Source organism: Streptomyces sp. NPDC046866, from assembly GCF_040704625.1.
Classification (GTDB): Bacteria; Actinomycetota; Actinomycetes; order Streptomycetales; family Streptomycetaceae; genus Streptomyces.
The window spans coordinates 135780-149206 of record NZ_JBEYXN010000012.1 but is presented as its reverse complement, the minus strand read 5'-3'; the positions used below and the strand labels follow the sequence as shown (position 1 = coordinate 149206).

The 13427-nt window shown below is 73.4% G+C and carries 10 protein-coding genes and 1 pseudogene; 4 read left to right on the top strand and 7 right to left on the bottom strand.

Translation table 11 applies throughout. The features are described from left to right. The first annotated feature begins 58 nt into the window (after positions 1–58). Together AB0953_RS19605 and AB0953_RS19600 are read left to right on the top strand one after the other, a co-directional pair. Positions 59–2074 carry a TerD family protein gene (locus AB0953_RS19605; protein ID WP_366860750.1) on the top strand — a complete coding sequence of 672 codons (2016 nt, stop codon included), beginning with the start codon at positions 59–61 and terminating at the stop codon, positions 2072–2074. 219 nt (positions 2075–2293) lie between these two features. Then, on the top strand, positions 2294–3277 hold the full coding sequence (locus AB0953_RS19600) for a TerC family protein (protein ID WP_366860749.1): 984 nt from the start codon (positions 2294–2296) through the stop codon (positions 3275–3277). Between the two features lie 40 nt (positions 3278–3317). Here AB0953_RS19600 and AB0953_RS19595 read toward each other — a convergent pair whose 3' ends face one another. The 5 genes and pseudogenes from AB0953_RS19595 to AB0953_RS19575 all read right to left on the bottom strand — a co-directional run bounded on the left by AB0953_RS19595 (position 3318) and on the right by AB0953_RS19575 (position 7388). Next, positions 3318–4637 (bottom strand): MFS transporter, encoded by a 1320-nt coding sequence (locus tag AB0953_RS19595; protein ID WP_366860804.1) that lies wholly within the window; start codon positions 4635–4637, stop codon positions 3318–3320. A gap of 231 nt (positions 4638–4868) precedes the next feature. Then, a pseudogene (locus AB0953_RS19590) lies at positions 4869–5054 on the bottom strand (MBL fold metallo-hydrolase); the annotation flags it as partial. Between the two features lie 272 nt (positions 5055–5326). Next, entirely contained in the window at positions 5327–5626 is a 300-nt protein-coding gene (locus AB0953_RS19585) for a DUF6342 family protein (protein ID WP_366860748.1), read from the bottom strand. 403 nt (positions 5627–6029) lie between these two features. Then, positions 6030–6683, bottom strand: coding sequence for an MBL fold metallo-hydrolase (locus AB0953_RS19580; protein WP_366860747.1), 654 nt, complete (start codon positions 6681–6683; stop codon positions 6030–6032). A gap of 9 nt (positions 6684–6692) precedes the next feature. Continuing rightward, positions 6693–7388 carry a maleylpyruvate isomerase family mycothiol-dependent enzyme gene (locus AB0953_RS19575; protein WP_366860746.1) on the bottom strand — a complete coding sequence of 232 codons (696 nt, stop codon included), beginning with the start codon at positions 7386–7388 and terminating at the stop codon, positions 6693–6695. 185 nt (positions 7389–7573) lie between these two features. Here AB0953_RS19575 and uvrA point away from each other — a divergent pair, with 185 nt between their 5' ends. Next, positions 7574–10549, top strand: a complete 2976-nt coding sequence (gene uvrA / locus AB0953_RS19570) for an excinuclease ABC subunit UvrA (protein ID WP_366860745.1) — start codon at positions 7574–7576, stop codon at positions 10547–10549. A gap of 570 nt (positions 10550–11119) precedes the next feature. Here the strand turns inward: uvrA and AB0953_RS19565 are convergent. Then, complete coding sequence (locus tag AB0953_RS19565) at positions 11120–11770, bottom strand: NAD(P)H-binding protein (RefSeq protein WP_366860803.1); 651 nt, start codon at positions 11768–11770, stop codon at positions 11120–11122. 99 nt (positions 11771–11869) lie between these two features. Here AB0953_RS19565 and AB0953_RS19560 point away from each other — a divergent pair, with 99 nt between their 5' ends. Then, positions 11870–12475, top strand: coding sequence for a TetR/AcrR family transcriptional regulator (locus tag AB0953_RS19560; RefSeq protein WP_366860744.1), 606 nt, complete (start codon positions 11870–11872; stop codon positions 12473–12475). Here AB0953_RS19560 and AB0953_RS19555 read toward each other — a convergent pair. Then, the gene (locus AB0953_RS19555) at positions 12465–13352 is read right to left on the bottom strand and encodes a carbohydrate kinase (RefSeq protein ID WP_366860743.1); all 888 of its coding nucleotides are present in this window, start codon (positions 13350–13352) and stop codon (positions 12465–12467) included. The genes AB0953_RS19560 and AB0953_RS19555 overlap by 11 nt on opposite strands. Positions 13353–13427 lie beyond the last annotated feature (75 nt).

The window sequence follows — 13427 nt, the reverse complement described above, 5'->3', positions numbered from 1 at the left end:
CAGCAGCACACGGCACAGCAGCGCACGGCGCGGCAAGGCCACGGGGGAGGGCTGCACGATGACGGCCGAACTGGTCCGGGGGCAGAACCACCCCCTGTCCCTGAGCAGGGTGGAGATCAGGGTCTCGGCGGGCACCGACGTGCTCGCCCTGGCCTGCGCCTGCGACGACGAGGGCCGGCTGACCGGCCCCGACGCGCTGGCCCATCCCGCCGCCCCGGCCCTGCCCGGGCTCACGGTGCCGGGGGCGGCGGCGGCCGAGCACCGCTTCGCCGTCGACCTCGACGCCGTCGGGCCGGCCGTGCAGCAGGTCCGGGTGGTGCTCGTGCTGCCGCCCGGCGGCCCGGCGCGCTTCGGCGCCGTACCCGCCCCACGCCTGGCCGTGGCCGACCCGGAGGGCGCCGAGCTCGCCGGGTACACGCTGACCGGGCTGGATGCCGAGACCGCGCTCGTCTCCCTGGAGCTGTACCGGCGCCAGGGCGCCTGGAAGGTCCGCGCCGTCGGCCAGGGGTACGCCGACGGGCTCGCCGCCCTGCTCGCCGACGCGGGCCTGCCCGCCGCGGACGCGACGGCGCTCGCCGCGGCCGTGTCGGGTGGCGCCGCGCGCGAGGGGCACGGCCTCGCCCCCGTCCCGGCCGCCGCCGCGACGGGCGCCACGCAGGCGCTGCCCGGCCCGCGGGATGCCGGGCCCGCGCCCGCGGCCGCGCAGCCCACGCCACCCGCCGGGACCCCGGCCCCCGCCGGCCCGCCGGAGCCCGTCGCGGAGCCGGGCCCGGTACCCGTCCCGGGCGTCCCGTACCCCGGTACGCCCGGCCCCGCGCCCGCGGACGCCGCCGGCGGCCCGCCGACCGTCGACTACGTGCACCCGCGCCGCCGCCGCACCACCTCCGAGCCGCCCGAGCCCGCCCCGGCGGCCGCAGCGCCGCCGGCGCCCGGGGAGCCGCCCGCCCGCGTCGCGGGGGACGCCACCGGCTGGTCCATGGACGAGCGGCTCTACAACCAGGTCTGGGGCATGTTCGAGGACCTGGCCCGCACCGTCGCCGCCTACCGCAGCGCGTGCGACTTCGCCGACTCCCGCCTCGAGCGCGAGCTCGACGAGGTCCTCTCCGACCACCGCCACCGCCTGGCCGGCTCCGGCGACGCCGCCCGTGCCACCGCCCGGGCCCGCCGCGAGGAGCTCGTCGCCCAGGCCCGGGCCGCGCTCGACCGGGACCTCGCCCAGCTGGCCGCCGAGGCCGAGGTGGTCGAGCCCGCGCTGCCGGCCGCGTACGCCCGCTGGGCGGCCCCGGTCTGGCAGGGCCACCGGGTGCCCGAGGAGGCCCCCATGGCCCTGCGCCTGGGCGACCTGCACCTTCCGGAGCGGCCCGGGCTGCGGATCCCCATGCTGGTGCGGCTCCCGCTGGAGCGGGGCCTGTGGATCGACAACGGCCGCACCGGTTCGGAGGCGGCGATGGCCATGGACACCGACCGGCTGCGCCGGGCCGCCATGGACACGGCCGTCGCCCATGCGGCGCGGATGCTCGCCGTGCACCCGCCCGGCCGGTTCTCCGTCCACGTCATCGACGCGGCCGGGGCCGGTGCCGCAGCCCTGGCCCCGCTCGTCCACGCCGGGGTGCTGGCCGCCCCGCCGGCCGTGGGGGCCGCCGGGGTCGCCGAGACCCTCGCGCGGCTGACCCGCCGGGTGGACCTCGTACAGATGGCGGTGCGGGCCGGCGCGCCCGAGGACCTGCCGCCCGACCTGGACACGGCCGAGCAGCTGCTGATCGTGCACGACTTCCCGCACGGCTTCGACGACCGCGCGGTCACCCAGCTGCGCTACCTGGCCGACGAGGGCCCGGCGGTTGGGGTCCACCTGCTGATGGTCGCCGACCGCGAGGAGGCCTCCGCGTACGGGCCGCTGCTCGATCCGCTCTGGCGCTCGCTGATGCGGCTCTCCCCGGTGCCCGACGACCACCTCGCCGACCCGTGGGTCGGGCACGCCTGGACCTTCTCCCCGGACCTGCCGCCGCCGGGCGGCCTGGCGCTGGAGGAGGCGCTGGAGCGGGCCGCCCGGGCCCGCCGCCATGCCCGCCCATGACCGACTCTTGGTCTTCCCTTTACCTTTTCCGCCTCTGACGGGTACCCTGGTGACCGCGGAGGGGAGTATTCCTGCTTTCCTGCTACGGCGTTCCCGTCAGTACGGACCACTGCGGTCCCGGGGCGCCGGCCCCCGGCCTCCAGGCCGCCCGGGGTGGAAGAGACCTCCGGCAGCGATGACGCTGACCTGTGTGCTGAGCCATCTGCCGGAGGCCAAACCATGGATGTTTCCCTGAACCTGTGGGTGCTGACCGTTCTCGGTCTGTGCATCCTCATCGGCGCCGACTTCGTCATCGGCCGCAAGCCGCACGACGTATCGGTCAAGGAAGCGGGCATCTGGACCGTCGTCTGGATCGTCCTCGCCGCGCTCTTCGGACTGGGCCTGCTGGTCTCCGGCCACGGCCAGGCCTCGCAGGAGTTCTTCGCCGGCTTCATCACCGAGAAGTCGCTCAGCGTCGACAACCTCTTCGTCTTCGTCCTCATCATGGCGAAGTTCTCGGTGCCCTCCCACCTCCAGCAGCGCGTCCTGCTCGTCGGCGTCCTCATCGCCTTGGTGCTGCGGGCGGTCTTCATCGCCGCCGGCGCCGCGATCATCACCACCTTCTCGTGGGTCTTCTACCTCTTCGGCGCGTTCCTGATCTACACCGCCTGGAAGCTGATCCAGGAGGCCCGCGCCGGCGAGGAGGAAGAGGAGTTCGAGGAGAACCGCCTCCTGAAGTCCATCGAGAAGAAGTTCGGCGTCGCCGACAGGTACCACGGCACCAAGCTCTTCCTGCGCACCAACGGCAAGCGCGTCCTGACCCCGCTGATGGTCGTCATGCTCGCCATCGGCACCACCGACGTGCTCTTCGCGCTGGACTCGATCCCCGCGATCTTCGGGCTCACCCAGGACCCGTACATCGTCTTCACCGCCAACGCCTTCGCCCTGATGGGCCTGCGCCAGCTGTACTTCCTCATCGGCGGCCTGCTCAAGAAGCTGGTCCACCTCAGCTACGGCCTGTCCGTCATCCTCGGCTTCATCGGCGTCAAGCTGGTCCTGCACGCCCTGCACGAGTCGGGCGTCCACGTCCCGCAGATCTCCGTCCCGGTCTCCCTGGGCGTCATCTGCGGCGTCCTGGCGATCACCACGATCACCAGCCTGATCGCCTCGAAGAAGCAGGCGGCGGCCGAGGCCGCCGCCCGCCCGCAGAGCGTCGAGGCGTAACCGGCGTACTTGGCTCCGCCGGCCCCGCAGGGCCGCGGTGCTACACGGGGGCGGTCGCCCCGGCCGCCCCCGCCTCGGCGTCCGCTCCCGCCGCGTCCGCCGGCCGGCGGGAGAGCCCCGGATGGGTCTCCGGCAGCAGCGCGAAGCAGCCCAGGCTCACCACCGCCACCCCGGTGAGGTACGCGGCCACCCCCCACGGCGGTCCGGAGCCGTCCGCCAGCGCCGTCGCCACGATCGGGGTCAGCGCCCCGCCGAGGACCCCGCCCAGGTTGTAGCCGACGGCCGCACCGGTGCAGCGGATCCGCGGGGCGTACAGCTCGGGCAGGTACGCGCCGATCACCGACAGCACCGTGCCGATGCACAGCAGCGCACCCACCGCGCCCACGGCCACCAGGAGCGGACGCGCCGTGCCGAGCAGCCCGACGAACGGGAACATCCACACCGCGCACAGCGCACAGCCCGCCAGGCACAGCGGGCGCCGGCCGAAGCGGTCGCCGAGGACCGCGGCCACCGGGGTCCACAGGGCCATGATCCCGACCCCGGTCAGCACGCAGGCCAGCATGGTGGTGCGCTCCATGCGCAGGTGCTCGGTTGCGAACGCCAGGGCCCAGGTGGTGACCCCGTAGAAGACCGCGTACGCGGCGGCCAGCGCCCCGCCGGTCAGCAGGAGCAGCCGCCAGTGCCCCCGGACCACCTCCGCCAGCGGGGCGTCGGCCCGCCGATCCGTCTCGGTGAGCGCGCGGAAGTGCGGGGTCTCCTCGACCGAGCGGCGCAGCCACAGCCCGCCCAGGGCCAGCACGCCCGCCGCCCAGAAGGGCAGGCGCCAGCCCCAGGAGGCGAACTGTGCCTCCGTCAGCGTCGCCGACAGGGTGAGGGTCATGCCGTTGGCCAGCAGGAAGCCCACCGAGGGGCCGACCTGCGGGAAGCTCGCCCACAGCCCGCGCCGGCCCTCCGGGGCGTGCTCGGCGGTCAGCAGGACCGCGCCGCCCCACTCGCCGCCGAGGCCGAGGCCCTGCAGGAAGCGCAGCACGAGCAGCAGGACCGGCGCGGCCAGGCCGATCGAGGCGTACGTGGGCACGAAGCCGACGGCCACCGTGGCCAAGCCCGTGAGCAGCAGCGAGGCCAGCAGCACGGGGCGGCGGCCGTAGCGGTCGCCGATGTGCCCGAAGAGCGCGGAGCCCAGCGGCCGGGCGAGGAAGCCGACGCCGAAGGTGCCGAAGGCGGCGAGGGTTCCGGCGAGCGGGGAGAAGGACGGGAAGAACAGCGGGCCGAGGACGAGTGCGGCGGCCGTGCCGTAGACGAAGAAGTCGTAGAACTCGATGGCGGTCCCGGCGAGCGAGGCCGACGCCAGCCGCAGCATCGAGGGTCCGGCGGGGGAGGCGGGGGAGCCTGCGCCGGCGGGGGAGGAGGGGGCCGCGCCGGACGGGGAGGAGGCCGTGGCGGCGGGAGGAGCGGGAGGAGAGGTCGGGGACGGGGGCGGGGAGGGGTCGTGTTGCATGGTGCAGCAGTTACCCCTCCCCGCGGCCCCGGGACGTGCGTTCGGTCATCTTCGACCGGAACGAGTGCACGGCGCCCCGGAGATGACCGAGACCTACCAGCCGCGCTCGCGCCACTCGGCCAGATGCGGCCGCTCGGCGCCGAGGGTGGTGTCGTTGCCGTGCCCCGGGTAGACCCAGGTCTCGTCGGGCAGCGGCGCGAACAGCTTGGTCTCCACGTCGTCGATGAGGCTCGCGAAGGCCTTCGCGTCGCCCCGCGTGTTGCCGATGCCGCCCGGGAACGAGCGCTTCCGTGTCAACCTCCACCGAGGCGGCACGGGCGGGGCCGCAAGGGCAGGCTGAGCTGGGCCCGCCCTGCGGGCGCGGGCCTCGGAGGTAGCGGAGCGGAAGTGGCTACCGGGCCGTCTGTCGTGCAGGCCGCGACTGGTCTCCAGACCGGAAAGGGCCCGCACGACCGGTCTCGGGTCGTACGGGCCCTTGTACTGTGCGGAGGGGGACGGGTCGGCTCACCCGGGGGCCCGCCTCGTCGCCCGCCGCGGGGGGAGGGCAGCCGCTAGTAGCGGAGGTCCTTCTGCTCGGTGATCAGGCGCCCGGCGATGTGCAGGTTTCCGTCGGAGTCGAGCACCGCGATGATCTTCTTCGTCGAGCCGTGATGGGTCGTGAAGTAGATCTTGTCCGCCTCCTGCGAGGAGGAGTAGTTCGAGTTCACGGACAGCTCGATGCTCACGGGGGAGCTGATGAGCACGTCCTTCTTGGGCGAGTTCGGGTAGACCTGGTTCTGCCGCAGCTTGATGCGGCCGTGGGTGTCCCCCTCGTCCCAATCCGTCGCCACTCCGAGATCGATGTCAGCCATGCGACTTCCCCCTTCGGTCCGGTGAATGGGCCTTCGGCTCGGGCCGCTGTGGAGCGCCCGAACCACGGCTGAACCTATGCGGACAGCACATGCGCCGTCACGGGGAGTTGTGCCTCTGGCTGGATTTCTGCCCAAACGGTCCTGAATCAGCGTTCAGGCCATCCATGGGCAGAAAAGCCCGGAAATCGTAGTGACAGCCGAGGATCCGCCGACCTGTGCGGTCGTACGGGTCCTCTGCTGCGCCGGGGCTGCGGCCGACCCTCGGGCAGTCGCCGATCGAGGGGTGCCGGGAGCTTTGCCGCGCGCCCCCACACCGGACGGGTGAGGGGGCTAGCGGCTGCGCCGACGTTCCCGCGGACGCCGACGCGCACGGGTGCGGTCGGCTGTGCAGGACGTGCCGTGGCTACCAGCCTCGCGCGCGCCACTCAGCGAGGTGGGGCCGCTCCTTGCCGAGGGTGGTGTCATTGCCGTGGCCGGGGTAGACCCAGGTCTCATCCGGCAGGACGCCGAACACCTTGGCCTCCAAGTCGTCCATCAGGGAGTTGAACTCCTCCGGCTGTGTTGTCCGTCCAGGACCGCCGGGGAAGAGGCAGTCCCCGGTGAACACGTGCGGGTGCCCGTGCGGGTCGTCGTAGATCAGGGCGATCGAGCCGGGGGTGTGTCCGACCAGGTGGCGGGCGGTCAGCGAGACCCGCCCGACCGTGATCGTGTCCCCGTCGGCGACGGGCACGTCGGTCGCGACCGGGATGCCCTCGGCGTCCAGGGCGCCCGCGTAGGTCCGCGCGCCGGTCGCGTCGACCACGGCCTGGAGCGCGCCCCAGTGGTCGCCGTGGCGGTGGGTGGTCACGACGGACGCGATGCCGTCGTCCCCGATCAGGTTCAGCAGCGTGTCCGCCTCGGCGGCCGCGTCGATCAGCAGCTGCTCGCCGGTGGCCCGGCAGCGCAGCAGGTAGGCGTTGTTGTCCATCGGGCCCACGGCGACCTTGGAAATCATCAGGTCCGCGAGTTCATGCACGTCGGCGGGACCGCCGACCTTCACCGCTCCGCTGTACGTCATGTCCCGATCCTAGAGCGGGGGGAGCTCGGGCAGGCCGCCGCCGGCCTCGACGGCGAGGTGGGCGCCCTTCGCGCCGCGGCCGGCCAGCCAGCCGAGCAGCTCGTCCTTGGGGCCGCTGAGGGTGACCGGGGTCCCCTCGGTGCCGCCGGTCTGCGCGACCGGCACGCCCTCGGACGTCTTGAGCGTGACCGGCGGGACGCCGGGGCGGCCGGTCCAGCGCTCGGCGAGGAAGGCGATCTCCCGGTCGGTGAACTCCTGCGGCAGGTCGTGGAGCCCGTAGCCGATGTTCAGGTCGACGTGGTGCAGTTCGACCTCGACGAGGCGGCGGAACGGCACGTTCGAGGCGAGGTCGGTGACCCCGTTGCGCAGTTCGACGGTGCGGGACCAGTCCTGGTCCCGGTCCGTCTCGGCGAGGAAGCCCTCGTGGGTGGCGCGCAGGTCGGCGAGCTGGGCGTCGAGCGGGCGCGGGGCGTCGCGCTCGATGTCCGCGTCGCGGGCCTCGCCGCTCTCGTACATCGGCCGGCCGGCGAGCACGTTGACGAGGGCGTCGGCGTTGCGGGCGAGGTGGGCCAGGACGTGGCCCCGCGTCCAGCCGGGGAGGAGTGACTCCTCGGCGAGGGCGGCGTTGTCCAGGTTCGCGACCGCGGTCAGCAGCCGGTCCGTGGCTTCACGTACAGATCGCAGGTCGTGCACATGATCAGTCATGCGGCCGAGCCTAGTGGGCGGGCGCCGGGGCCACACGAACGGGTGAAGCGGACGGCGTAGTGCCGTAAATCGAATGCGCGTGCTATACGCTCGGAAGTCCAGCTCCACTCCATTGCAGAGGCGCCCCCCATACCCTGGGACGGGGGCCCGTGCCCCCCGCTCTCTCAAGAAAGGTGCGGACCGGCGTGACCGACCGTCTCATCGTTCGTGGCGCTCGCGAGCACAACCTCAAGAACGTCTCGCTCGACCTGCCCCGCGACTCACTCATCGTCTTCACCGGACTCTCCGGGTCGGGCAAGTCCTCCCTGGCCTTCGACACGATCTTCGCCGAGGGCCAGCGCCGCTACGTCGAGTCGCTCTCGTCGTACGCCCGCCAGTTCCTGGGGCAGATGGACAAGCCCGACGTGGACTTCATCGAGGGCCTCTCCCCGGCCGTCTCGATCGACCAGAAGTCGACCTCGCGCAACCCGCGCTCCACGGTCGGCACCATCACCGAGGTCTACGACTACCTGCGCCTGCTCTTCGCGCGCATCGGCAAGCCCCACTGCCCCGAGTGCAGCCGTCCGATCTCGCGGCAGTCGCCGCAGGCCATCGTCGACAAGGTGCTCTCGCTCCCCGAGGGCAGCCGCTTCCAGGTGCTCTCGCCGCTGGTCCGCGAGCGCAAGGGCGAGTTCGTCGACCTCTTCGCCGACCTCCAGACCAAGGGCTACAGCCGCGCCCGGGTGGACGGGCAGACGGTCCAGCTCTCCGAGCCGCCGGTGCTGAAGAAGCAGGAGAAGCACACGATCGAGGTGGTCGTCGACCGCCTCACCGTCAAGGACAGCGCCAAGCGCCGCCTGACCGACTCGGTGGAGACCGCCCTCGGCCTCTCCGGCGGCATGGTCATCCTCGACTTCGTCGATCTCGCCGAGGACGACCCCGAGCGCGAGCGGATGTACTCCGAGCATCTGTACTGCCCGTACGACGACCTCTCCTTCGAGGAGCTGGAGCCGCGCTCCTTCTCCTTCAACTCGCCGTTCGGCGCCTGCCCCGAGTGCACCGGCATCGGTACGCGCATGGAGGTCGACCCGGAGCTGATCGTCCCGGACGAGGAGAAGTCGCTCGACGAGGGCGCGGTCTCCCCGTGGTCGCTCGGCCACACCAAGGACTACTTCCAGCGGCTGATCGGCGCGCTCGCCGAGGAGCTGGGCTTCCGTACGGACATCCCGTGGGCCGGGCTGCCGCAGCGGGCGAAGAAAGCCCTGCTGTACGGGCACCGGACGCAGATCGAGGTCCGCTACCGCAACCGGTACGGGCGCGAGCGGGCCTACACCACCGCCTTCGAGGGCGCCGTGCCGTTCGTCAAGCGCCGGCACGCGGAGTCCGAGAGCGACGCCAGCCGCGAGCGCTTCGAGGGCTACATGCGCGAGGTGCCCTGCCCGACCTGTGAGGGGACCAGGCTCAAGCCGATCGTGCTCGCGGTGACGGTGATGGAGCGGTCCATCGCCGAGGTCGCCGCGATGTCGATCAGCGAGTGCGCCGAGTTCCTCGGGCAGCTGCGGCTCGACGCCCGCGACAAGAAGATCGCCGAGCGCGTCCTGAAGGAGGTCAACGAGCGGCTCCGCTTCCTCGTCGACGTCGGCCTGGACTACCTCTCGCTGAACCGTGCCGCGGGCACCCTGTCCGGCGGCGAGGCCCAGCGCATCCGGCTGGCCACGCAGATCGGCTCCGGCCTGGTCGGCGTGCTGTACGTGCTGGACGAGCCCTCCATCGGCCTGCACCAGCGCGACAACCACCGCCTCATCGAGACGCTGGTGCGGCTGCGCGACATGGGCAACACCCTGATCGTGGTCGAGCACGACGAGGACACCATCAAGGTCGCGGACTGGGTCGTCGACATCGGCCCGGGCGCCGGTGAGCACGGCGGCAAGGTCGTGCACAGCGGCTCGCTGAAGGAGCTGCTGAAGAACGGCGAGTCGATGACCGGGCAGTACCTGTCCGGCAAGAAGTCCATCGCGGTACCGGAGATGCGCCGGCCCGTCAACGGGGACCGCAAGCTCACGGTCCACGGGGCCAAGGAGAACAACCTCCGCGACATCGACGTCTCGTTCCCGCTGGGCGTGCTGACGGCGGTGACGGGCGTGTCCGGCTCGGGCAAGTCCACGCTGGTCAACGACATCCTGTACACGCACTTGGCGCGCGAGCTGAACGGTGCCCGCTCGGTTCCGGGCCGCCACACCCGGGTCGACGGCGACGACCTGGTCGACAAGGTGGTCCACGTCGACCAGTCGCCGATCGGCCGGACGCCGCGGTCCAACCCGGCCACGTACACGGGCGTCTTCGACAACATCCGCAAGCTCTTCGCGGAGACGATGGAGGCGAAGGTCCGCGGCTACCTGCCGGGCCGCTTCTCCTTCAACGTCAAGGGCGGCCGCTGCGAGAACTGCTCCGGCGACGGCACCATCAAGATCGAGATGAACTTCCTGCCGGACGTCTACGTCCCGTGCGAGGTCTGCCACGGCGACCGGTACAACCGCGAGACGCTGGAGGTCCACTACAAGGGCAAGTCCATCGCGGACGTCCTCAACATGCCGATCGAGGAGGCGCTGGAGTTCTTCGAGGCGGTGCCGACGATCTCCCGGCACCTGAAGACCCTGACCGAGGTCGGCCTGGGGTACGTCCGCCTCGGGCAGTCCGCGCCGACGCTGTCGGGCGGTGAGGCGCAGCGCGTGAAGCTGGCCTCCGAGCTCCAGAAGCGGTCGACGGGCCGCACGGTGTACGTGCTGGACGAGCCGACGACCGGTCTGCACTTCGAGGACATCTCGAAGCTGATCAAGGTCCTGTCGGGGCTGGTGGACAAGGGCAACTCGGTGATCGTCATCGAGCACAACCTCGACGTCATCAAGACCGCGGACTGGGTCATCGACATGGGCCCGGAAGGCGGCTACGGGGGCGGCCTCGTCGTCGCCGAGGGCACGCCGGAGCAGGTCGCGGCGGTGGGCGCCAGCCACACGGGCAAGTTCCTGCGCGACATCCTGGGCGCCGACCGGATCTCGGACGCGGCGGCCCTGGTCCCGGCCCCGGCCCGCAAGACGGCGGCGCGCAAGGCGGCTGCCGCGAAGACCCCGGCCAAGAAGGCGGCCGCGCCGAAGAAGACCGCGACCCGGGCCCGCAAGGCCTGACGCCGCCCCGGGAGGGCCCCCGCCGCCAGGCCGGGCCCCTCCCGGGTGCGCCACCGGCCGCGGGCAGCACCACCCCTGGGGGCACCCACCCCTTGGGGCCACCGCCCTCGGGGCCCCGCCCCCGCCCTCGGGCCCTGCGTTCGAAGCCGGGGTCCGGCACATCCAGCCCCGCCGGTGTGCGAGGCCCGCGTCCGGGCGGAGCCCAGTGCCCGGCGGGCCGGGTTCCTTGGGGCTTCGCCCCAAACCCCGCGCCTCAAACGCCGGCGAGGCTGAAATGTCCCACCCCCGCTTCGAAGGCGGGCGGGCACGGTCCACGCCTCGTCGGCGTCGAAGCCGGGGGGCGACAGGACGCAGCCTTGCTGGCGTTCGAAGCCGAGGTCCGGCAAGTTCAGCCCCGCCGGCGTTTGAGGCGCGGGTCTGGGCGGGGCCCGGGGCTCGGCGGAGCCGGGATTTCTGGAGCTCCGCCCCCGTCCCGGAGCCGGGGTCGGCACATCCAGCCCCGCCGGCGTTTGAGGCGCGGGTTTGGGCGGGGCCCGGGGCTCGGCGGAGTCGGGATGGCCGGAGCCGAGGTCAGGCGGCTACGCCTACCGCGCGGCGGGCGGTGGCCGGGTCGGTCAGGGACGCCAGGAGGGCGTCCGCGACATCGCCCCGGGCGATGACCCGGCCCCGGGGGACGTTCGCACCGACGACCCGCCGGTAGGCCCCGGTGCGGGGCCGGTTCAGCAGCCGCGGCGGCCGGATCACCGTCCACTGCGCCCCGCTCGCCCGGAGCTCCGCCTCCATGACCTCCAGGTCCGCGTACAGATCCCGCAGCGCCCGCCGCAGCAGCGGCAGGAACACCCTGCGGGTCACCACGCCGTCACTCGGCACGTCCGGTCCGACCGGCGCCGCACTCACCGCCGCGAGGCGGCTCACCCCGGCCCGGTCCATGGCCGACAGGACGGCCTGCACGGCCGGCCCCGTCACCGGGCTGAGCCGCGCCTGCCTGTTGCTCGCGGCGCCCAGCGCCGAGACGACCGCGTCCCGCCCCGCCAGGACCGGCACCAGCGCATCCGCGTCGGTCAGGTCGGCCACGACCGCCACCCGGAGCCGGTCGTGGGCCGGCACGCCCAGCCGGGCCGGGTCGCGGACGACGGCCGTGACCTCGTGGCCTGCCTCCAGCGCCTGCCGCACCACCTCGCGGCCCACCCCGCCCGTGGCGCCGAACACCGTCAGCCTCATGGATTCCCTCGCCGCCATCGTCGACCTCCTCATCCGTCCCGTCCCCGTGAAGCGGGTGGGTGAGTATTCACTCACCCTCCTGTGCCTTAGGGTGAGTGAATGCTTACCTCGAAGTCAAGCCGGCCCACGCCCGAGCGGCTCCTCGACGCCGCCGAGAAGCTGATGCGCACCGTCGGCCTGGCCAACACGACCACCAAGGCCATCGCACGCGAGGCAGGCTGCTCGGAGGCCGCGCTCTACAAGCACTACGCCAACAAGGAGGAGCTCTTCGTCCGGGTCCTCATGGAGCGCACCCCCAACGCCGGCCCCCTCATGGCCGAGCTCTCCGGCGAGCACCCCGAGCGCCCCGTGCCGGAGGGCCTGACCGCCATCGCCCGGCACGCCGCGCACTTCTACGCCGACGCCATGCCCCTGGCCGCCTCGCTCTTCGCCGAGCCCGCGCTGCTGACCCGCCACCGCGAGGGCGTCCGCCGGATCGGGACCGGCCCGCACGTCGTACGCGACGCCCTCGCCCGCCACCTGCGCCGCCAGCTCGACGCCGGACGGCTGCGCCCCGGCGCCGATCCCGAGGCCGCCGCCGCCCTGCTCCTCGGCGCCTGCTTCCAGCGGGCGTTCTTCCTGCACTTCTCCGGCGAGGACGTGGTCACCCCGGTCGAGGAGTTCGCCCCCGCCGTGGCCCGGACCCTCTGGGCCGCTATCGGCTGAGCTCGGCCGCGTACGGAGGCTCCGCGCCGGTGCGGGTGCAGGTCAGTGCCGCCGCCCGGGCGGCGAAGGCCAGCACCCCGGGCCAGTCGACCTCACCGCCCGGCGCCCGGTCCGGTCCGGCGAGGCGGTGCAGCAGCGCCGCGTTGACCGTGTCGCCCGCCCCGATCGTGTCCGCCACGGCCACCGCCGGCGCGGGCACCGCGTGCTCGGCGCCCTCCCGCGTCCGCACCGTCAGCCCCGCAGCGCCCCGGGTGAGGACCACCGCCGACGGACCCGCCGCCAGCCAGTCCTCCACCCGGCCGCCGAGCCAGTCCGCGTCCTCCTCCGACAGCTTCAGCACCGACACCGAGGGCAGCCAGCCGAGGAAGCGGGCCCGGTACGCCGCCGGATCGGCGATCAGCGCCGGGCGGATGTTGGGGTCCAGCAGGGTCAGCAGCCCGCGCGCGGACTCCCGGCGCAGCAGGGCCTCGTAGGCGCTCGCGCCCGGCTCCAGCGCCAGCGAGCAGGTGCCCAGCGCCAGGGCCCGGGCTTCCGGCGGCAGCGCGTCGGGCAGGGTGAACAGGCGGTCCGCCGTGCCCTCCACGTAGAAGCCGTACGCCGCCGAGCCGTCCGGGCCCAGCGAGGCCACGGCCAGCGTCGTCGGCTCCGGGCCCCGCTGCACCAGCGACAGGTCCACCCCGGCCCCCCGGAGCCCGGCCAGCAGCTGCTCGCCGAAGCCGTCCGTGGAGACGCGGGAGCAGAAGGCCGTCTCGGCGCCGAGGCGGCCCAGCGCGAGCGCGGTGTTGTACGGTCCTCCGCCCGGCCGCGGCAGCAGCGCGCCCGGCGGCTGCGCCACGGGCACCAGGTCGATCAGGGCTTCTCCGCCGACGACGATCACGCGGGGGAAGGTACCCCACGGGGCGCGGGTATCGTCGGTCGGGCCGCCCGGCGCCCGCCGGCGGAGCACCGTCAC

Bases quoted from the DNA above. Each gene is read 5' to 3' on its own strand.
- AB0953_RS19605 (WP_366860750.1), top strand. From the start codon at position 59: ATGACGGCCGAACTGGTCCGGGGGCAGAACCACCCCCTGTCCCTGAGC.
- AB0953_RS19600 (WP_366860749.1), top strand. From the start codon at position 2,294: ATGGATGTTTCCCTGAACCTGTGGGTGCTGACCGTTCTCGGTCTGTGC.
- AB0953_RS19595 (WP_366860804.1), bottom strand. From the start codon at position 4,637: ATGCTGCGGCTGGCGTCGGCCTCGCTCGCCGGGACCGCCATCGAGTTC.
- AB0953_RS19585 (WP_366860748.1), bottom strand. From the start codon at position 5,626: ATGGCTGACATCGATCTCGGAGTGGCGACGGATTGGGACGAGGGGGAC.
- AB0953_RS19580 (WP_366860747.1), bottom strand. From the start codon at position 6,683: ATGACGTACAGCGGAGCGGTGAAGGTCGGCGGTCCCGCCGACGTGCAT.
- AB0953_RS19575 (WP_366860746.1), bottom strand. From the start codon at position 7,388: ATGACTGATCATGTGCACGACCTGCGATCTGTACGTGAAGCCACGGAC.
- AB0953_RS19565 (WP_366860803.1), bottom strand. From the start codon at position 11,770: ATGAGGCTGACGGTGTTCGGCGCCACGGGCGGGGTGGGCCGCGAGGTG.
- AB0953_RS19560 (WP_366860744.1), top strand. From the start codon at position 11,870: ATGCTTACCTCGAAGTCAAGCCGGCCCACGCCCGAGCGGCTCCTCGAC.